The following is a 20678-nucleotide window of genomic DNA, read 5'->3' on the forward strand; positions in this document are numbered from 1 at the left end:
GACCATCGCACGATCGCTTTGCGAAAGGGCGTGCGATGGAATGGGTTCACTCGATCCTGAGCCGGTCACCGGAGATCGCCCTGTTCCTGTCGCTCGCCGGCGGTTACGCGCTCGGCAAGGTGCAGTTCGGCAAATTCCAGCTTGGGGGGGTCGCGGGCTCGCTGCTGGTCGCGGTGGTGATCAGCCAGTTCGGCGCCACCATCGACAATGGCGTCAAGACGCTCCTGTTCGCGCTGTTCATCTATGCGGTCGGCTTCGAAAGCGGCCCCGGCTTCTTCCGATCCCTTGGCCGGCAGTCGATCCGCGAGATCGTGCTGGCGGCCGTGCTGGCCATCACCGGGCTGGCCACGGTTATCGTGTTCGCGCGGCTTTTCGGCCTCGACAAGGGCCTGGCGGCCGGCGTCGCCGCCGGCGCCCTGACGCAATCGGCCATCATCGGCACGGCCAGCTCCGCCCTTGCGCAGCTGGACCTCGCGGCGGAGGAAATCCAGCGCCTGCAGGGCAATGTGGCGGTGGGCTACGCCGTCACCTACATCTTCGGCTCGTTCGGAGCCATCATCGTCTGCGTCAACATACTGCCCTGGCTGATGGGCCGGTCCATCCGCGACGATGCCATGAAGGCCGAAGCCGCCTTGCTGGCAGGCGCGCACCACTATGGCGCCGGTGAATCCCCCGCAGTGCCCGACCTCGTCGGACGGTTGTTCCGGATCGAGGGGGCCGACGGGCGCAGCATCGCCGACATCGAGGCCGCGGCGTCTTCTCCAGTCAGTGTCGAACGGGTCAAGCGCAACGGCTCCATCATCGGCGTCGAGCCCGACCTCACGCTGCGAAGGGACGACATCGTACTCCTGGTCGGACGGCGCGGCGGCGTCCTGGAAGGGTCTACCGGGCTCGGCCCCGAAGTGCCTTCATCCGAAGGCATGGACGTTGTGATGGTCAGCCGCGACATTTCGCTGACCTCGCGCGATTTCGTCGGCCGCACCGTGGGCGACATCATGACCAGGACGGCGTCCGCGCTGAAGCACGGCATCTATGTCACCGCACTCAAGCGCAGCGGCACGCCGGTGGCGATCGTGCCGGATACCCGCGTTCAGGCAGGCGACGTCGTGACCGTCTACGGCAGCGCCTCCGACGTCGCCCGCGTGGCGAAGGCGGCAGGCACGCCGATCCTGCCCAGCGACAAGACCGATTTCGTCTATCACGGCCTCGGCATCGTCGCGGGCCTCCTCATAGGGCTTCTGGTGCTGCGCGTCGGCGATGTGCCGCTGACGCTCGGAGCCGGCGGCGGCGCGTTGCTGTCCGGCCTCGTGTTCGGCTGGTATCGCGGCCGCAACATGGCCATCGGCAACCTGCCTTTGCCCGCATCGACCCTGCTGCGAGACCTTGGCCTGGCCGGCTTCGTCGCCGCCGTCGGGCTGCAATCCGGCCTGCAGGCCGTCAGCACCGTGCGCGAAAGCGGCATATCGCTGTTCCTGATCGGCGTCGTGGTGACGCTGCTGCCGATGCTCGTCACCATGCTGGTCGGGCGGTATGTCCTGAAATACGACAATACCGCCGTATTCGCCGGCGCCCTGTCGGGTTCGCGCAGCGCCAATCCGGCCTTCGGCGAGGTGCTCGACAAGGCCGGAAACTCCATTCCGACCGCTTCCTTCGCCATCACCTATGCGCTGGCCAACGTGTTCCTGACCCTTCTCGGGCCATTGGTCGTCGCTTTTGCCTGAACAGGGAGTTGCCTTCGATGACGACAGACTACAGCCAGTACGCCAAGCTCAGTCCGTTCGAACTGAAGGATGAACTGATCAAGCTGGCCTCCGGCAAGGCCAACCGGATGATGCTGAATGCCGGTCGCGGCAACCCCAACTTCCTGGCCACCCTGCCCCGACGGGCCTTTTTCCAGCTTGGCCTGTTCGCTGCGGCCGAGTCCGAGCTTTCATTCTCGTACCTGCCCAACGGCGTGGGCGGGTTGCCGAAGATCGAGGGCATCGAAGGCCGTTTCGAACGCTTTTGCGCCGATAATCGCGACAGCGACGGCGTTCTCTTCCTTGCCCGTGCGATGAGCTATGTGCGCGACCAGATCGGCCTTTCGGCATCCGACTTCCTGCACGAGATGATCGAGGGCATCCTGGGTTGCAACTATCCCGTGCCGCCGCGGATGCTGCGTCTCAGCGAGAAGATCGTGCGCGAGTACATCGTCAAGGAGATGATCGGCGGCGCCCTTCCGACCCGCAGCATCGACCTGTTCGCCGTGGAGGGTGGAACGGCGGCGATGGCCTATATCTTCCATACGCTGCAGCAGAACGGGCTGATCCGGCGCGGCGACAAGGTGGCCATCGGCAAGCCCGTCTTCACCCCCTATATCGAGATTCCCGAACTGGAGGAATATGGGCTCGAGCAGGTATCGCTGGACGCCGACCCGGACATGCACTGGCAATATTCGGATGCGGAGCTGGACAAGCTGAAGGACCCGGCGGTGAAGATGTTCTTCCTCGTCAATCCCAGCAACCCGCCCTCGGTCAAGATGGACGAGCGCAGCCTGCACCGCATCGCCGATATCGTCGCCGGCGAGCGCCCGGACCTGATGATCCTGACGGATGACGTCTACGGCACCTTCGCCGACGACTTCCAGTCGCTCTTCGCGATCTGCCCCGCAAACACGATCCTCGTCTATTCGTTCTCCAAGTACTTCGGCGCGACCGGCTGGCGTCTCGGTGTCGTCGCCACCGCCAAGGACAACGTGTTGGACGCCGCCCTGGCGGCCCTACCGGACACGGAAAGACAGGCGCTCGACCGACGTTACCAGTCCATCGTGCCGGACGTCTCGGCCCTGTCCTTCATCGACCGGCTCGTCGCCGACAGCCGGGCCGTGGCGCTGAACCATACGGCGGGCCTGTCGACACCGCAGCAGGTGCAGATGGTGCTGTTTTCGCTGTTCGCGCTGATGGACGAGGCGGACGGGTACAAGGCGGAGCTGAAGAAGCTGATACGCCGGCGCGAACGGGCCCTCTACCGGGAGCTCGGCATGCCGCCGCAGTCCGATCCGAACGAAGTGGACTACTATACGCTGCTCGACCTGGAGCCGATCGCCCGGCATCTGCATGGCGACGTCTTCGCCGCCTATGTGGTGGAAAAGGCGACCGCCGGCGACATGCTGTTCCGCATCGCCGACGAGACGGGCATCGTGCTTCTGCCCGGCAAGGGGTTCGGTGCGCACGAACCGGCCGGCCGCGTTTCTCTCGCCAACCTCAACGAGTACGAATATGCAGAGATCGGGCGCGCGCTGAGGCGGATGGCCGACGAGTTGCACGACGCCTTCCTGCAGGAAAAAGGCGGCACGCCGGCCGCCTGATTCCACCGTCCGTTCCGTGCGGTCATTCGGCCGGTAAGGCGACGGTCTCCGTTTCGGTCCTGGCCTCGCCGCGCTCGTGGCCACCCAGGACCGCATGCAGGCGGTCGGTGTCCAGTTCGCCTTCCCAGCGCGCCACCACGAGTGTCGCGACGGCGTTGCCGACAAGGTTCGTCAGGGCGCGGCACTCGGACATGAAGCGGTCGATGCCCAGAATGAGCGCCATGCCGGCAACCGGCACGGCCGGCACGACCGACAGCGTGGCGGCCAGGGTGATGAAGCCGGCGCCGGTGATGCCCGCCGCGCCCTTCGACGACAGCATGGCCACCAGAAGCAGCAGGACCTGGTCGGTGAGCGACAGCTCTATATTGGTGGCCTGGGCAATGAAGAGCGCCGCCAACGTCATGTAGATGTTGGTTCCGTCGAGGTTGAAGGAATAGCCGGTCGGAACGACCAGGCCCACCACGCTGCGCTTTGCGCCGGCCTTTTCCATCTTGTCCATCAGCGTCGGCAGGGCAGCCTCCGACGACGAGGTGCCGAGCACCAGCAGCAGTTCCTCCTTGATGTAGCGGATGAGCGCGAAGATGGAGAAGCCGTTGTAGCGGCAGACCGCCCCGAGGATGACGACGACGAACAGGATCGAGGTCAGGTAGAAGGTGCCGACCAGCATGGCCAGGTTGGCGACCGAACTGATCCCGTACTTGCCGATGGTGAAGGCCATGGCGCCGAATGCGCCGATGGGGGCGGCCTTCATCAGGATGCCGACCAGCTTGAACATGGGGATGGATACGGCCTGGAAGAAATCCAGCACCGGCTTGCCCTTTTCGCCGACCATGCCGAGCGCGATGCCGAACAGAACCGAGAAGAACAGCACCTGCAGGATGTCGCCTTCCGCGAAGGCCGACACGATGGTGGTGGGGATGATGTTGGACAAGAAGCCGATCAGGCTCTGCTCATGCGCCTTGGTGGCGTAGTTGGCGACGGCGCTGGGATCCAGCGAGGCCGGATCGATGTTCAGCCCTGCGCCGGGCTTTACCACATTGGCCACGATCAGGCCGACGATGAGCGCCAACGTCGAGAATGTCAGAAAGTAGGCCATGGCCTTGCCGGCGACCCGCCCGACCTTCTTCAGGTCGCTCATGCCGGCGATGCCGGTCACGATGGTCAGGAAGATCACCGGTGCGATAATCATCTTGACCAGCTTGATGAAGGCATCGCCCAGGGGCTTCAGGCTTTCGCCGAGCTGGGGGTAGTAATGCCCGAGCGCGATGCCGAGGGCTATGGCGACAAGCACCTGCACATAGAGCTGCGCATAGATCGGCTTGCGCTTGCGCGGGCCTGCGTCGGTTTCGACAGCCATGGGTACGGCCATGATATTCCCTCCCGTAACGGTGGACGAGGCGCCGGGGCGCCCCAAGTTCTCCCGGCCCGGAGCGCTTCGCGCGGACCTTGTCCCACTTCTTCGCAAGCCGCGTGCCATTCGCCATGCGCAAGCCTCCCATGCCGGAATTGCAGGGGTAGCGGCATGGGGAGCCCGCCGTCGCAATCGGCGTTGTGCGAAATTTCGCTCGCTTGTCACAGCTCATGTGCGGTAAACCGCACATATGAAGTGGGTTATGAAACCGGGTGCGATCTGGCTGGCGTTGACGTGCCTGGCGGCGCTCGCCTGTATCGGCGCAGCCGGGCCGCTGGCGCGGCAGCACCGCCTGTCCGACCTTTCAGAGGAGGCCGCACGTGCCGCGCCTCTGGCGCGCGCCGTGCTGGCCAGCGAGATCGGCAGACAGCGCAGCGTGCCGCTGATCCTGTCGCGCGACAGCGATATCTCGGAAGTGCTGGCCGTTCCGGATGCCGACGCGCTCGGGCGGACTAACGAACGCCTGGCGCAACTGGCCGAAGAGACGGGCGCCAGCGTCATCTACCTGATCGACGATGCGGGCGATACGGTCGCCGCCAGCAATCATGCCCAGGCGGACAGCTTCGTCGGCAACAACTATGCCTTCCGGGATTATTTCCAGCGTGCCCTGAGCCAGGGTGCCGGAGAGCAATATGGCCTCGGCACCGTCAGCCGCCGGCCCGGCCTCTACCTTTCTCGGCGCGTGGACGGCGCGGACGGACGCGCCCTGGGCGTGGTCGTGGTCAAGGTCGAACTGGATAGCGTCGAGCAGGCCTGGGCAGCCAGCGGCCGACCCACCTTCGTGGACGATGGGCGGGGCATCGTGCTCGCCACCAGCGTTCCGGACTGGCGGTTCAGGGCGCTTCGCCCACTGACGCCGGAGGAAGCCGAGGCCATCAGGCACAGCATCCAGTTCTCCGATGCGGGCCTGCAGCCCCTCGACATGACGGGCATGGCCGGAACGGCGGATGACGGCCTCGTCACCGTCGACGCGGGCGGCGGCATGGAGGCGCATGTGGAGGCCACCCTGCCGCTGCAGGGCAGCCCGGCCGGGTGGCGCATCCATGTTCTGGTTCCGGCCGCGGCGGCACTCGCACAGTCGCAGCTGTACTGGCGCGGCATAACGGCGCTGGCGCTGGCCCTGGCATTCGGAACGCTGCTTTTCCTGCACCGCAGGCGCCGCTGGGCGGCCGAGCGGCGCGCCGACATGGCGCGCACCGCCGCCGTGCTCGAGCGGCGCGTGACCGAGCGCACGGCGGAATTGTCCGCCGCCAACCTCCGGCTGGAGACGGAGATCGCCGAGCGCGAGGCCGTGGAGGCGCGCGTGTTGCGCCTGCGCGACGACCTTGCGCAAGCCAACCGTCTGGCGTCGCTGGGGCAGATCACGGCGGGCGTGGCGCATGAGATCAACCAGCCGCTCGCCGCCATCCGCACCTTTGCCGAAAATTCCGGAACGCTTCTCGACCGGGGTGACACCGCCCGCACCCGCGCAAACCTTTACACCATCACCGGCCTTGCCGACCGGATCGGGGACATCACCGGGACGTTGCGCAATTTCGCACGGCGACAGACGGGCGTGCGCCAGGTGATGGATGTCGCCGAGCCGATCGACGGCGCCGTCATGATGTTGCGCAGCCGGATGAACCGGCAGGGCGTCCGTCTGGAACGGCAGACGCCTTCCGTGCCGGCGCTGGTGGACGGCAACAAGACCCGGCTGGAGCAGGTCTTCGTCAACCTTCTCCGCAACGCCTTGGACGCGATGGACGAAGACGGCACGATCGCGATCCGGACGAGCGTTTCCGAGGACAGCGTCCGCGTCGCGATCGAGGATACGGGCCCGGGACTGTCCCCGGACATGGTGGAGCGCCTGTTCACGCCGTTCTCGACCACACGCCAGAACGGCCTCGGCCTCGGCCTCGTCATTACTGCCGACATCCTTCGCGATCTCGGTGGCGGCATAAGTGCCGGCAACGCGTCATCGGGCGGCGCCTGCATGACGATCACGCTTCCAAGGGCTGCAGAATGACCCCATCCAACAGCCGCGTCCTGTTCGTGGACGATGACGACGCGATGCGCGCCGCCAATGCCCAGACGCTGGAGCTTGCCGGTTTCGAGCCTGTTCTGGCCGCGTCTGCCATGCAGGCGATGGCGCACCTGGAAAGCGGTTTCGACGGCGTCGTCGTTTCCGACATCCGCATGCCGGGAATGGACGGGCTGCAGCTCTTCGAGGCCATCCACGCAATCGACCCGGACCTGCCCGTCATCCTCATAACCGGTCACGGGGATGTCGACATGGCCGTGTCGGCGCTCAGGCGAGGCGTCTACGACTTCATCCCCAAACCTTTCCCGCGCGACAGGCTCCTTGCCAGTATCGCGCGGGCCGCCGAGAAGCGCATTCTCGTGACGGAGAACCGGCGCCTGCGCACAATGGCAGCCGAAGTGCACGAAGACCTGCCCCTCATCGGGCAGACGCCGCAGATGCGCAGCCTGCGTCGCACTCTGCGTCAGCTTGCCGAGACCGAGGTCGACGTTCTCATCGAGGGGGAAACAGGCTCCGGGAAGGACGTGGTCGCCAACCTCATCCATCGATGGAGCGCCCGCGCGCCGAAGCCCTTCGTGGCCCTGAACTGCGGTGCCCTGCCGGAGACGGTGATCGAAAGCGAACTGTTCGGCCATGAGGCGGGCGCCTTCACCGGCGCCCAGAAAAGGCGCGTCGGGCGTATCGAGCATTCCGCGGGTGGTACCCTCTTTCTCGACGAGATCGAATCCATGCCGCCGTCCCTCCAGGTGAAGTTGCTGAGGGTACTGGAAACACGCCGCATCGACCCTCTCGGCACGAACGAGAGCAGGCCCGTCAACATACGGGTCGTCGCGGCTTCCAAGGTCGATCTCGGCAATCCCGCCGAGCGTGGGGATTTTCGCGAGGATCTCTATTATCGACTGAATGTCGTTACCTTGCGCATACCCCCGTTGCGTGAGCGCATGGACGACGTACCCCTGTTGTTCGCGCATTTTCTCCAATCTGCCGCCCGCCGTTTCGGCCGCGAGACGCCGGCCCTGACAAGGGCCGTTCACGACCGGCTGCGCGCCCATCGCTGGCCGGGCAACGTCCGGGAGCTTTCGCACTTCGCCGAACGCACCGTCCTGGGGCTGGGCGACCTGGACGCCGTTGCGTCCGGCACCGGCCCGCCTGCCTCCGGCAGCGCCCTGCCCCTTCCGGACAGGGTCGCCGCATTCGAGGCCGAGGCGATCCGAAAGGCATTGCGCGACAACGGCGGAGACGCACGTGCGACCATCGAGGCGCTCGGCATCCCGCGCAAGACCTTTTACGACAAGCTGCAGCGCCATGGTATCGCACGCCGCGACTTCGGCTCGGCGGCGGACGAGGACTGATCGACCGTTCAGCAAGGGTCAGCACGCGCCGCCGCACTCCTTTTGATGTACACTGAGTCCTGTGACACGCAATCGTGATGATCATAATGTTATAGGTATATCAATGGGTTGTGTTATTTATTTATATTTTTGACGATATTTTACAACCTAAGGTTGCTATTTTTTGGTCGTTAAATCGATAAATGATATGCAACTCTTAGCGCTTACAGACATTTTCATCAGGAATGGCGGTTGCCGCCAGCCGAACAGGAAAGGATTTGTCATGACGGAACTCGAAGACGCCAACATCGACCTATTGACCGAAATGCTGCTTCGATCCCGCGAGCTTGCAGTGGACGAGAACCTCGATCAGCTTCTGCCGGCGCTCGATGCCGCGCTCTTCATTGCAGGGCGGGCAATTGCGGATCGAATGGACGACAACGCATGGGCGTATATGGATTCCGGCGCTCCCCTGAACTGACCGCAACCCCCGCTTGCCATAAGTCATACTTTATGTACTCTTGATTGTGATGGCCCCGTGACGTGGGTCACAATCGGGAGGAAGTCACATGAACGGGAAAACGCTCGCAGCCGGGGCCGCGCTTGTCGCCGCCCTTCTGGCCGGGACTGTTTCCGCGTCGGCCCTGACGGTCGGCTTCTCGCAGATCGGGTCGGAGTCCGGATGGCGCGCGGCGGAGACGACGGTGACCCGTCAGGAAGCCGAAAAGCGCGGTATAGACCTGAAATTCGCGGATGCGCAGCAGAAGCAGGAAAACCAGATCAAGGCGGTGCGCGGCTTCATCGCACAGGGGGTCGACGCCATCCTGATCGCGCCCGTCGTCGCGACCGGCTGGGATCAGGTTCTCGAGGAAGCCAAGGAGGCGGAGATTCCCGTCGTGCTGCTGGATCGCCAGATCGATGCGCCGGACGACCTCTATCTGACGGCCGTCACGTCCGACCAGGTCTATGAGGGAAAGGTCGCCGGCGAATGGCTGGTGAAGGATGTCGGCGACGCGGACTGCAAGGTCGTGGAGTTGCAGGGAACGACGGGCTCGTCGCCGGCCATCAACCGCAAGAAGGGCTTCGAGGAAGCGCTCGCCGGCCACGACAATATCCGGATCGTCCGCAGCCAGACCGGCGACTTCACGAGAGCCAAGGGCAAGGAAGTGATGGAGAGCTTCATCAAGGCCGAAGGCGGCGGCAAGGAAATCTGCGCGGTCTACGCCCACAATGACGACATGGTCGTCGGCGCCATCCAGGCCATCAAGGAAGCAGGGCTGAAGCCCGGAACGGACATCAAGGTCGTGTCGATCGACGCGGTGCCGGACATCTTCCGCGCCATGGCCGATGGCGAGGCGAACGCGACGGTAGAGCTGACGCCCAATATGGCGGGCCCGGCCTTCGACGCGATTTCGGCCTATCTGGACAACGGCACGGCGCCGCCGAAGTGGATCCAGACGGAATCGAAGCTCTACACGGCGCAGGACGACCCGATGGCGGTCTATGAGGCCAAGAAAAACCTCGGCTACTGATGGACGCGCCCATCCTCGAGGCGCGCGGCATCGAAAAATCCTTTTTCGGTGTCCGCGCCCTCGACCATGTCGACTTCACGCTGGCGCGCGGCGAGGTGCATGCCTTGCTGGGGGAAAACGGCGCCGGCAAGTCCACCCTCATCAAGATCCTCACCGGCGCCTACCGGCGGGACGGCGGCACGATCCGGGTGGCCGGCACGGAGGCGGATCCGCGCACCGTCGGCGAGGCGCAGACGCTCGGCATCGGCACCGTGTACCAGGAGGTCAACCTTCTGCCCAACCTGACCGTGGCCGAAAACCTGTATCTGGGGCGGCAACCGCGCCGCTTCGGCCTGGTCGACTATCGGCGCATGAACGCCGACGCGCGCAGGCTGATGATGCGGTACGGCCTTTCCGTCGACGTGACGCAGACGCTCGACACCTATTCGGTCGCCATCCGCCAGATCGTCGCCATCGCCCGGGCCGTCGACCTTTCGGGAAAGGTGCTGGTACTGGACGAGCCCACCGCCAGCCTCGACCCCGGCGAAGTGGGCCTGGTGTTCGGTGTCATCCGCGCCCTGCGGGACGAAGGGCTGGGAATCGTCATCATCACCCATTTCCTCGACCAGGTCTTCGCCATCGCCGACAGGGTCACGGTGCTGCGCAACGGCAAGCTGGCCGGCAGCCGCCCCATACGGGGGCTGGAACGCATGGACTTGATCGCCCTGATGCTGGGGCGCGAGCTGGAAAGCGAAACGGCGGACCGCGCCGCGCCGCGCATCGCCACCGCAGGCGATCCGGCCTTCCGCTTCGAGAATTACGGGCGCAAGGGCGGCATCGCACCCTTCGACCTTGCCATCGGCCCCGGCGAGGTGGTGGGCGTCGCCGGCCTGCTCGGATCCGGACGCACCGAAACGGCGCGGCTGCTGTTCGGCGCCGACCGCCGCGACAGCGGGACCGCCTTCGTCGACGGGCGCGAGCTATCCATCGGATCGCCCGAGCGGGCCGTCGCCGCCGGCTTCGGCTTCTGTCCGGAAGAGCGCAAGACGGACGGCATCGTCGCCGACCTGTCGGTGCGGGAAAACATCGTGCTGGCCCTGCAGGCGCGGCGCGGCTGGGCGCGGGCCCTGCGGCGGAGCGAACAGGCCGAACTTGCCGACCGCTTCATCGAGGCGCTCGACATCCGTCCGGCCGACCCGGAGATGCCCATCAAGTTCCTGTCCGGCGGCAACCAGCAGAAGGCGCTGCTGGCGCGCTGGCTGGCAACCGAACCGCGCCTTCTGATCCTGGACGAACCCACGCGCGGCATCGATGTGGGTGCACATGCGGAGATCATCCGCCTCATCGACAGGCTGCGCGACGACGGCATGGCGCTTGTGGTCATCTCGTCGGAGCTGGAAGAGCTCGTCGCCTATGCCTCGCGCGTGGTGGTGCTGGCCGACCGCCGCCACGTCGCGGAACTGACCGGAAAAGACATTTCGCCGGCGGCGATCATGGCGTCCATCGCAGCGCATGGACATGGTGACGGAGGCACGGCATGACCCGCCTGAAGCGGCTGATGCCGCAGCTTGCCGCCCTTGCCATCATCCTGGCGGTCAACAGCCTTCTGTCGCCGGGCTTCCTGGACATCAGCTTCCAGAACGGACGCTTCTACGGCAGCCTCGTCGATATCATGGTCCGCGGCGCGCCCGTCGGCCTCCTTGCCGTCGGCATGACACTGGTCATCGCCAGCAAGGGTATCGATCTTTCGGTCGGCGCCGTGATGGCCATCAGCGGCGCGACCGCAGTATCCCTGACGCTTTCCGGCACGCCACTGCCCGCCGCGCTGGGGGCGACGCTGGCAGTCGGCCTTGCCTGCGGCATCTGGAACGGGCTTTTGGTCGCCGTCCTTCGAATCCAGCCGATCGTCGCGACGCTCATCCTGATGGTCGCTGGACGCGGGATCGCGCAGTTGATCACCGAGGGCGCCATCCTGACCTTCAACGATCCCGGCCTTGCCTATCTGGGCTCGGGCGCCGTATTCGGCATTCCCGTTCCCATCCTGGCCCTCGTGCTCGTGGCCCTCGTCGTCGGACTGACGGTGCGGCGCACGGCATTGGGCCTGCTGCTGGAATCGGTCGGCATCAACCGGACCGCCAGCACGCTGGCCGGCGTCCGGACGCGGTTCCTGCTGATTGCCGTCTACGCCCTGTCCGGGCTCACCGCGGCGATCGCCGGCATCATCGTCGCGGCCGACATCCGCGGGGCCGACGCCAACAATGCCGGCCTCTGGCTCGAACTGGACGCCATCCTGGCGGTGGTGATCGGCGGCAACTCGCTTCTGGGCGGCCGCTTTTCCATCGTCGCGTCGCTGATCGGCGCGCTCATCATCCAATCCATCAACACCGGCATTCTGATGGCGGGCTATCCGCCCGAATTCAACCTCATCATCAAGGCCGGCATCATCATCGTCATCCTTGCGGTGCAGTCGCCGGCGCTAGCGATGGCCGGGACCTTCCTGCGGCCACGACGCCGCGACCCCCGGCCGGAAAGGGCCGCCACACGATGATCCCCGCGCGCACCCTGCCGTTCCTGGCCACCCTTGCCGTCTTCTTCGCGGCCTATGCGCTCTGCGTCGTCCAGTATCCGAACATGCTGTCCAGCCGCGTCATCGCCAATCTTCTGACCGACAATGCCTTCCTCGGCATTGCGGCCGTCGGCATGACCTTCGTGATCCTGTCGGGCGGCATAGACCTGTCGATCGGCTCGGTCATCGCCTTCACCAGCGTCTTCCTGGCCGTCACCATATCCGCGGGCCTCAGCCCGTTCGTGGCGCTTCCGCTGCTTCTCGTCATCACGGCGGCCTTCGGCGCGGTGATGGGGGCGGCCATCCACTTTCTTGCCATGCCGCCCTTCGTCGTCACGCTGGCCGGCATGTTCCTGGCCCGCGGCGCCGCCTTCCTGATCTCGACGGATTCCGTGCCGCTGTCGGACCCGGTCCTGTCGGCCATTTCGAGCTTCTACATCCGGCTGCCCGGCGGCGGCCGGCTGACCGCCATCGCCCTTGCGATGCTTGCCGTCTTCGTGGTGGGCGGCATCCTGGCGCAACGCACCCGCTTCGGGGCCAATGTCTACGCGCTGGGCGGCAACGCCCAGTCGGCGGAGCTCATGGGCGTGCCCGTCGCCCGCACGACCATCCTGATCTATGCGCTCTCCGGTTTCCTGGCCGGCCTGTCGGGCATCGTCTACACGCTTTATACTTCGGCCGGCTATTCGCTGGCGACGGTCGGCGTGGAGCTGGACGCGATCGCCGCGGTGGTGATCGGCGGCACGCTCCTCACCGGCGGCACCGGCCTCGTGGCCGGCACCTTCGTCGGGCTGCTGATCCAGGGCCTCATCCAGACGTATATCGTCTTCGACGGAACCCTGTCCTCGTGGTGGACGAAGATCGCGATCGGCTTCCTGCTCTTCGCCTTCATCGTCCTCCAGCGCGTCATCCTCTGGCGGAGCGAGGCGCGGACGGCTGTGGCGGGTTGACCGCCTTGAACAGGCGACCGCGCTCGGTCGCCAGCACGATCAGGATGGCCACGAAGCCCAGCACGGCATAGCCGACCACGACCGGCGTCGCCGTGCCGTCGTAGTGCTGCCCGATATAGAAGCCCAGAAGCGCGCCGCCGACCGTGGTGACGAAGCCCTGGAAAGAGGCCGCCGTACCGGCCACCATGCCCACGGGGTCCATCGCCATGGCGCTGAAATTCGGCATGACGAGGCCGAAGCAGAACATCATCAGCGATTGCAGCAGCAGGAAGGAGACGAGCGACTCGTGACCCGACAGGGCGATGGCCGCGTGCAGGCATGCGATGGCCGTGAAGGCGACGATGGCCGTATGCGACACCATGCGCATGCCGAGCCGCTCGACGATCCGCGAATTGGTGAAGGACGACGCCGCCATGAACAGCGCGATCCCGGCGAAGAACAGCGGGAAGGAGGACCCGGTGTCGAACACCTCGACGAAAATCTGCTGCGCCGAATTGATGAAGCCGAACAGGCAGCCCAGCACGGCCGCCGCCGCAAGCGTATAGCCGAGGCAGGCGCGGTTGGTCGCGACGATGCGGAATGCGCCCAGGACGGCCGAAAGGACGATCGGCGAACGGTTCTCCGCCGGCAGCGTCTCGGGCAGGCGCAGCCAGACCCAGCCGGCCAGCAGGAAGCCGAACAGGCCGAGTGCCAGGAATATCCACTCCCACGGCGCAAAGACGACGATGGCCTGCCCGAAACTGGGCGCGATGACGGGTACGGCGATGAACATGATGAAGGCGATCGACATCACGCGCGCCATGTGCCGGCCCGAATAGCAGTCGCGCACGATGGAGACGGCGAGAACACGCGTTGCGGCGGAGCCGATCCCCTGCACGATCCGCGCCGCCATCATCTGGTCCAGCGAGGTCGCCATCGCCGCGGCGCAGCCGCCGATCGTGTAGACCGCAAGGCCGAACAGCAGCACGCCGCGCCGGCCGAACCGGTCGGACAACGGCCCGTAGAACAATTGCGCCACCCCGAAACCGAGAAGGTAGGCGGTGATGATGAGCTGGCGCTGGTTGTCGTCGGCGATGGACAGCGCATCCCCGATCTGCGGCAGCGCCGGCAGCATGGCGTCGATGGCAAGGGCGTTGACCGCCATAAGCGAGGCGACGATGGCGACGAATTCGCGAAAACCCATGCCGGCATGCGGCGACGCAGGGGGCAGCCTGTCGGCTGTTTCCTGTGAACTTATCATGAGGTTCGATTACCTTTTGCGGCCGGCGCGGAATGGCGCGGACCTGCGCCCTTGTAATCGTAAGTCAGGCATAAGGCCAGCCCGCAGGAATTGACCAAGGACCGCTTATCCCCTTTTCAGCAGTCGTGCGCCAGTATATGTGCGCAACTAGAAAGCATAGGGACACTCTGATGAAGTCGCAGGCATATCCACGGGATGGTCTGTCCGCCGAGGGGCAGTCGACGCCCTCGCCGACCGTGGCGCGGGTTACCGCTCCGCCGATCCCAAAGGCGCAGGGCTGGCTTGCCGCCTACGACGGAAGCCATGGACCTGCCGTGGACATGAGCCAGGCCGTGCCCGGATATGCGCCGGCGGCATTTTTCACGGAGCGCTTCCTGGAGGCGGCGAGCCGCCCGGACGACGCGCGCTACGGGGCCATCCTCGGCAACGCGACCTTGCGCACGGCCTATGCGGAGCATGTCGCTTCACTCTATGGCGCCGGCATGGACGCCGCGTCCACCGCCATCACGGCGGGTTGCAACCAGGCCTTCTTCACCGCTGCCATGGTGGTAGCCGGCGCGGGCGACTCCATCCTGTTGCCGACGCCCTGGTACTTCAATCACCAGATGACGCTGGCCATGCTCGGCATTTCGCCCACCCCCGTCGAAACGCGGCCCGAGGATGGATTCATCCCCACGGTCGAGGCCGTCGAGGCCGCGATCCTGCCCGCAAGCCGGGCGCTCGTCCTCGTCACGCCGAACAATCCGACCGGGGCGGTCTGCCCGCCCGAGCGCATCGAGGCGCTGTTCGAGCTATGCCGCAGGCGCGGCCTGTACCTGATCCTCGACGAGACCTACCGCGATTTCCTGAAACCGGAAGGCGGCGCGCCGCACGGCTTGTTCGGAAGGGCGGACTGGCGGGACACGCTGATCGCCCTCTATTCCTTCTCGAAATCCTATGCCATCCCCGGCCACCGTCTCGGGGCCATGAGCGCGGGGCCCGACGTTCTGACACAGGCCGAAAAGGTGCTGGACTGCATGCAGATCTGCCCGTCGCGCCCCAGCCAGGCGGCCCTTGCGCCCAGCATCGCGGGCACGGCCGAATGGCGCGGCGGCAAATCGCGCGAGATCCGCGAAAGGGCCGGCACGTTCCGCAGCGCCATGGAGCCGGCCAAAGGCTGGGACGTCGTGCAGGCCGGCGCCTATTTCGCCTATGTGCGCCACCCCTATAGCGGCCGGGACGCACGCTCGGTCTCGCGGTTCCTGGCGCAAAGGCTCGGCCTCCTGACCTTGCCCGGAAGCTATTTCGGCCCCGGCCAGGAGGGCTATCTGCGCATTGCATTCGCCAATGTCGGCGATGCCGGAATTGCCGCTTTCGCGGCGCGCCTGGCGGCGCATGGCATGGATGGGACACTGGAGGGCGCGGCATGAGCGCGAACGACCCGAGGCTCGACGATCTGCGGAAGCGTTTCGGCGGCGACAATGAAAGCGTCATCCACGATCCGCATTTCGCGGCGATGGCGCGGCAGGTGATCGACGCCGGCGGTACCCGCCAGGCGCCCTATGCCGGCATGCCGACCTTGCTGGACGTGCCCTTCCGGCCGGTCGACTGGGCCAGTCCGGACCTGTCCGGCCTCGACGTCGCGATGATCGGCGTTCCGATGGATCTGGGCATCACCAACCGCAACGGTTGCCGCTTCGGGCCGCGCGCCCTGCGCGCGATCGAGCGCGTCGGCCCTTACAACCACGTGCTGCGCACCATGCCGGCGCGCGAGCTGGCGGTTGCGGATATCGGCGACGTTCCCTTCCGCTCGCGTTTCGACCTTGCGGGGTCGCATGAGGATATAGAGGCGACCATCGGCAAGATCGTCGCCGCGGGCGTCATCCCGTTGTCGGTCGGCGGAGACCATTCGATCTCGCTGCCGATCCTGCGCGCCATCGGCCGCGACCGCCCCGTAGGCATGATCCATATCGACGCGCATTGCGACACGTCCGGCCCCTTCGACAATTGCCGCTTCCACCATGGCGGGCCGTTCAGGCAGGCTGTGCTGGACGGCGTTCTCGACCCCGCGCGCACCATCCAGATCGGCATCAGGGGCGCTTCCGAATATCTGTGGGAGTTCTCCTATGCATCGGGCATGAGCGTCATCCACGCCGAAGAAGTCCAGGCGCTCGGCACCGATGCCATCGTGCAGAAGGCGCGGGCCATTGCCGGCAGCGGGCCCGTCTATCTGTCCTTCGACATCGACAGCCTGGACCCCGCCTTCGCGCCGGGCACCGGCACGCCCGAGATCGGCGGCCTGACCACGCGCGAGGTTCAGGCGATCCTGCGCGGGCTCGCGGGCCTCGACTTCGTCGGCGGCGATGTCGTCGAAGTGGCGCCCCAATACGACGCCACCACCAATACGGCCCATGCCGGCGCGCAGATGCTGTTCGAAATACTGAGCCTCATGCCCTTCACCCCGGCGCTCGCCGCCAAAAAGGAGACCATCGGATGACGAAGCCCTTTTCCCTGACGCGCCGCAGCCTCATGGCGGGCACCGCCGCGGCGGCTGCCAGCCTGTCGATGCCCTCCATCGTCCGTGCCCAGGACCGCTCGCTGAAGGTCGGCGTCTATGGCGGGTACTTCAAGGATTCCTTCGACGAGCACGTCTTTCCCGCCTTCACGCAGGCAACCGGTATCGAGGTGGAATCCATCGCGGAACCCACCGGCGAGGCCTGGCTGGTGCAGTTGCAGCAGGCGGCGCGTGCCGGCATGGCGCCGGCCGACGTCTCGATGATGTCGCAGACGGCCCTGCGCAAGGGCATCGCTACGGAGCTCTGGACGCCGGTGGATACCGCCCGGATCGAGCGCTTCGACGAAATCCTGCCGCCCTTCGTCGCCGCCTATCCCGACGACCGGGTTGCCGCGGTGGGCGCCGTATCCTGGTACATCACGCTCGTTTCCAACACAGATGCCTATCCGGAAGCCCCGGAAAGCTGGGCCTTTCTGTGGGATCCGTCCAACGAGGGCAAGCTCGGCCTGCTGGCGCTCGCCTCCAACAGCTTCCTCCTGGAAGTGACGGCCACGACCTTCTTCGGCGGCACCGACAAGCTCGCCACCGACGAGGGCGTGCTGGAGGTGATGCAGAAGCTGGCGGAGCTGAAGCCGAACGTGCAGCTCTGGTATCGCGACGAAGCTCAGTTCGAGCAGGCGCTGAAATCGGGCGAAATCCCGATGGGACAATATTACCACGACGTCACCGGCCTTGCCGCCAAGGAAGGCTTTCCGGTCCGCTCGACCTTCCCGAAGGAGGGCGGCATCTCGGATTCCGGTTCCTGGGCCATTTCCAGCGCGTCGGATAAGGTGGACGAGGCGCATGAATTCATGAACTTCACCACGACGCCCGAGATACAGGCGCTCATGGCGCGGCAGATCGGCACCGCGCCGATCATCCGCCGCGAGCTCCTGGACCTGACCGACGAAGAGTTCAACGCGGTATCGTCCACCATCGACCCGATCGTCCCGCGGTACGAGCTCTATGTCGACAAGGCCGACTGGGTGAACCAGAAGTGGACGGAACTGATCGTAAGCTGATGAGCGGCCTCGTCATCACCAACCTGACGCGCCGCTACGACGGCGTCACCGCCGTCGACGGCGTGGACCTGACGGTCGAGCCGGGCAGCTTCGTCTGCCTGCTCGGCCCATCGGGCTGCGGCAAGACGACTCTGCTGCGCATGATCGCCGGGCTGGAAACGCCGAGCGAGGGCGCCATCGCCTTCGACGGCCGGGACATGACCCGCCTGCCCGTCCACCAGCGCGACATCGGCATGGTGTTCCAGTCTCTTGCGCTGTTTCCGCATCTATCGGTGGGCGACAACATCGCCTACCCGCTGGCCATACGCGGCGTCGGCCGGGCCGACCGGGACAGGCGCGTGACCGAGCTTCTGGATCTCGTCCGGCTGCCGGGCATCGCCGGCCGGGCGATCACCCAGCTTTCGGGCGGCCAGCGCCAGCGCGTCGCCATCGCGCGCGCGCTCGCCGTATCGCCGCGCCTGTTCCTGCTGGACGAACCCCTTTCGGCGCTGGACGCCAAGCTTCGCGAGGCGATGCAGGTGGAGCTTCGGCAGCTCCAGCAACGTCTGGGCATCACGACCATCGTCGTGACGCACGACCAGCGCGAGGCGATGACCATGGCCGACCGCATCGTGGTGATGCAGGCCGGACGCGTGCAGCAGGCGGCCGCGCCGGTGGACGTCTATCGCCATCCCGCGACGCCCTTCGTCGCCGACTTCATCGGGCAGACAAACCTCGTCTCCGTGGAAAGCGGACCCGGCGGCGCCCGCATGCTGGGCATCGACGTCGGCCAGCGGGCAGCCGGCACCGCCTCCATCCGGCCGGAGGACATCCTCCTGCACGCCGAAGGCCAGGGGCCGGTTCCCGCCACGGTGGACTTCGTGCGCGACATCGGCTCCAGCGTGGAAATCCACCTGACGGCCGCCGGACAACGCGTCGTGGCGCTTGCGCCCGCCGGCTTTCACCCCTCGGTGGGCGACACGATCTCGCTCGGCGTCCGGGCGGACAGCGCTACCTTCTTCGCCGCGGCGGGCGCCTGATGCGGCCGGGCGCCGTTGGCAGCGGCCCGCTGCGCGACAACCTGCCGCTGATCTTTCCGGCGGCGATGCTGATCGCCTTCTTCGTGGTGCCTTTCGCCACGATGATCTCCGTGTCGCTGTTCGAGCGTGCGCAGGGCGGCTTCTACGAGCCGAGCCTGACGCTGGAGCATTACCAGCGCTTCTTCACCCTGTTCTTCGGGCGCATTCTCGCCTTCTCCCTCGGCCTGTCCGCCCTCGTCGCCGCCTTGTGCATCGTCATCGGCGTCCCCTTCACGCGGGCGCTGACACGCCTGCCGCGCCGGCAGCAGGTGCCGTGGCTCGTGGCGCTGCTGGCCGTCCTGTCGCTGTCCGAAGTCATCATCGGCTTCGCCTGGTCGACGCTCCTGTCGCGGACAGCCGGCATCTCGAACCTGTTCGTCCTTCTGGGGCTGGCCGATACGCCCACGGCCTACTCGCCCGGCTTCGTCGCGGTGCTGCTCGGCATGACGTACCAGGCCTTCCCCTACGCGGTGCTGGTTCTCTACCCGGCCTTTTCGCGCCTCGATCCGTCGCTGGCCGAATCGGCGCAGACCATGGGCGCAACGCCGATGCGCGCCTTCCTGACGGTCGTGCTTCCTGCGCTGCGGCCCGCCATCGTCGCCACCTTCATCCTCATCTTCGTCTTCGCGCTGGGCAGCTACCTGCTGCCGCAACTGCTTGGCCGGCCGCAACACTGGACATTGTCGGTCTTCATCACCGACCAGGCGATCTACCAGTCCAACATGCCCTTTGCGGCGGCGATGGCCGTCTTTCTCGTCATCACCAGCATCGCCCTCGTATCGCTGACGGCGGCCATCGGTCGTGGACGCGGGGTGGCGACATGAAGGGCCTGGCCAACCGCCTCCTGTTCGCCGCCGTCGGCCTCTTCATGGCGGCCCCCCTTGTGGTCATCGCCGGCGTCTCGCTGAACGAGAAGCGGTCGCTGACCTTTCCCCCACAGGGCCTGTCGCTGCGCTGGTATGCCGATATCTTCGCCGACGATGGCTGGCGCGCCGCGCTGACGGCCTCCGTCACGGTTGCGGCGCTGGGCGCGGCGCTGAGCGTGCTGATCGCGCTTCCGATCGCCTACGCGCTGTGGCGCCGCACGACGCGCCTCGGCCGCCTGGTCCAGTTGCTGGGTGTTTCGCCCTTCGTCCTGCCGCCCGTCATCACCGCGCTCGGCGCCCTGTCCTTCTGGATCACCGCCGGCTTCTACGGCCAGCATTTCACGGTGGTGATCAGCCATGCGATCTTCTTCACCTCCCTGCCGCTCGTCACGCTGACGCTGGGATTTGCGACGATCGACAAGGAGATGGTGGAGGCGTCGCGCTCCATGGGCGCGAACGAGCGCACCGTCCTCTCCACCATCGTGCTGCCGATGATCGCGCCGTACCTGATTTCGGGCTTCGCCTTCGCCTTCGTGCTGTCGCTCAACGAATACATCGTCGCCTACATGACCGTCGGCTTCACGCTGGAGACGATCCCGATCAAGATCTTCAATGCGCTGCGCTATGGCTACACGCCGGTCATGGCCAGCGTGACGGTGTTCTTCGTCCTGATCGCCGTCGCCGTCTTCGGCGGTATCGCGCGCTTCGGAGACCTGCCGCGCCTGCTGGGAGCGTGGAAGTCGAACGACGGCTGATCGCCCTGCCTTGAAATGATCCCGTTTGCGCGCTTCATGCAACCACAGGGACGCATGGAATACGGGCTG

17 protein-coding genes are annotated in these 20678 nt (G+C 66.1%); 15 read left to right on the forward strand and 2 right to left on the reverse strand.

All coding sequences use genetic code 11. From position 1 onward, the window contains the following. The first annotated feature begins 35 nt into the window (after positions 1-35). Together aspT and NDN16_RS14930 are read left to right on the forward strand one after the other, a co-directional pair. Positions 36-1721, forward strand: a complete 1686-nt coding sequence (aspT, locus tag NDN16_RS14925; protein ID WP_251114260.1) for an aspartate-alanine antiporter — start codon at positions 36-38, stop codon at positions 1719-1721. Between the two features lie 17 nt (positions 1722-1738). After that, positions 1739-3346 (forward strand): bifunctional aspartate transaminase/aspartate 4-decarboxylase, encoded by a 1608-nt coding sequence (locus NDN16_RS14930; protein ID WP_251114261.1) that lies wholly within the window; start codon positions 1739-1741, stop codon positions 3344-3346. A 22-nt stretch (positions 3347-3368) separates the two neighbouring features. Here the strand turns inward: NDN16_RS14930 and NDN16_RS14935 are convergent, their stop codons facing one another. Next, positions 3369-4703 carry a dicarboxylate/amino acid:cation symporter gene (locus tag NDN16_RS14935; protein ID WP_251114314.1) on the reverse strand — a complete coding sequence of 445 codons (1335 nt, stop codon included), beginning with the start codon at positions 4701-4703 and terminating at the stop codon, positions 3369-3371. A gap of 256 nt (positions 4704-4959) precedes the next feature. On the opposite strand from NDN16_RS14935, the gene NDN16_RS14940 reads away from it, so the two are divergent. The 7 genes from NDN16_RS14940 (at position 4960) to yjfF (ending at position 13135) form a co-directional block, all read left to right on the forward strand. Continuing rightward, positions 4960-6762 (forward strand): sensor histidine kinase, encoded by a 1803-nt coding sequence (locus NDN16_RS14940; protein WP_251114262.1) that lies wholly within the window; start codon positions 4960-4962, stop codon positions 6760-6762. Beyond that, a complete protein-coding gene (locus NDN16_RS14945; RefSeq protein WP_251114263.1) occupies positions 6759-8129 on the forward strand; it encodes a sigma-54-dependent transcriptional regulator in 1371 nt (456 codons plus the stop codon). Before NDN16_RS14940 ends, NDN16_RS14945 begins: the two co-directional genes overlap by 4 nt. Positions 8130-8391: 262 nt before the next feature. Further along, positions 8392-8589 (forward strand): hypothetical protein, encoded by a 198-nt coding sequence (locus NDN16_RS14950; RefSeq protein WP_251114264.1) that lies wholly within the window; start codon positions 8392-8394, stop codon positions 8587-8589. Between the two features lie 88 nt (positions 8590-8677). Further along, positions 8678-9640 (forward strand): galactofuranose ABC transporter, galactofuranose-binding protein YtfQ, encoded by a 963-nt coding sequence (ytfQ, locus tag NDN16_RS14955; RefSeq protein ID WP_251114265.1) that lies wholly within the window; start codon positions 8678-8680, stop codon positions 9638-9640. Beyond that, positions 9640-11160, forward strand: coding sequence for a sugar ABC transporter ATP-binding protein (locus NDN16_RS14960; RefSeq protein WP_251114266.1), 1521 nt, complete (start codon positions 9640-9642; stop codon positions 11158-11160). The genes ytfQ and NDN16_RS14960 overlap by 1 nt, the downstream gene beginning before the upstream one ends. After that, positions 11157-12167 carry an ABC transporter permease gene (locus NDN16_RS14965; protein ID WP_251114267.1) on the forward strand — a complete coding sequence of 337 codons (1011 nt, stop codon included), beginning with the start codon at positions 11157-11159 and terminating at the stop codon, positions 12165-12167. Before NDN16_RS14960 ends, NDN16_RS14965 begins: the two co-directional genes overlap by 4 nt. After that, positions 12164-13135, forward strand: a complete 972-nt coding sequence (yjfF, locus tag NDN16_RS14970) for a galactofuranose ABC transporter, permease protein YjfF (RefSeq protein ID WP_251114268.1) — start codon at positions 12164-12166, stop codon at positions 13133-13135. The genes NDN16_RS14965 and yjfF overlap by 4 nt, the downstream gene beginning before the upstream one ends. Here yjfF and NDN16_RS14975 read toward each other — a convergent pair. Then, positions 13092-14375: a multidrug effflux MFS transporter gene (locus NDN16_RS14975; RefSeq protein WP_251114269.1), complete on the reverse strand. Its 1284-nt coding sequence runs from the start codon at positions 14373-14375 to the stop codon at positions 13092-13094. The two genes, yjfF and NDN16_RS14975, sit on opposite strands and share 44 nt — an antisense overlap. A gap of 170 nt (positions 14376-14545) precedes the next feature. On the opposite strand from NDN16_RS14975, the gene NDN16_RS14980 reads away from it, so the two are divergent. The 6 genes from NDN16_RS14980 to NDN16_RS15005 are packed head-to-tail and all read left to right on the forward strand — an operon-like array spanning position 14546 to position 20609. Continuing rightward, the gene (locus NDN16_RS14980; protein ID WP_251114270.1) at positions 14546-15784 is read left to right on the forward strand and encodes an aminotransferase; all 1239 of its coding nucleotides are present in this window, start codon (positions 14546-14548) and stop codon (positions 15782-15784) included. Next, positions 15781-16851 carry an agmatinase gene (speB, locus tag NDN16_RS14985; protein WP_251114271.1) on the forward strand — a complete coding sequence of 357 codons (1071 nt, stop codon included), beginning with the start codon at positions 15781-15783 and terminating at the stop codon, positions 16849-16851. The genes NDN16_RS14980 and speB overlap by 4 nt, the downstream gene beginning before the upstream one ends. After that, a complete protein-coding gene (locus tag NDN16_RS14990) occupies positions 16848-17930 on the forward strand; it encodes an ABC transporter substrate-binding protein (protein ID WP_251114272.1) in 1083 nt (360 codons plus the stop codon). The genes speB and NDN16_RS14990 overlap by 4 nt, the downstream gene beginning before the upstream one ends. After that, entirely contained in the window at positions 17930-18949 is a 1020-nt protein-coding gene (locus NDN16_RS14995) for an ABC transporter ATP-binding protein (RefSeq protein WP_251114315.1), read from the forward strand. The genes NDN16_RS14990 and NDN16_RS14995 overlap by 1 nt, the downstream gene beginning before the upstream one ends. After that, entirely contained in the window at positions 18949-19812 is an 864-nt protein-coding gene (locus NDN16_RS15000) for an ABC transporter permease (protein ID WP_251114273.1), read from the forward strand. Before NDN16_RS14995 ends, NDN16_RS15000 begins: the two co-directional genes overlap by 1 nt. Continuing rightward, positions 19809-20609, forward strand: coding sequence for an ABC transporter permease (locus NDN16_RS15005; RefSeq protein WP_251114274.1), 801 nt, complete (start codon positions 19809-19811; stop codon positions 20607-20609). Before NDN16_RS15000 ends, NDN16_RS15005 begins: the two co-directional genes overlap by 4 nt. Positions 20610-20678 lie beyond the last annotated feature (69 nt).

The organism is Aureimonas altamirensis (genome assembly GCF_023702225.1).
GTDB lineage: Bacteria > Pseudomonadota > Alphaproteobacteria > Rhizobiales > Rhizobiaceae > Aureimonas > Aureimonas altamirensis_B.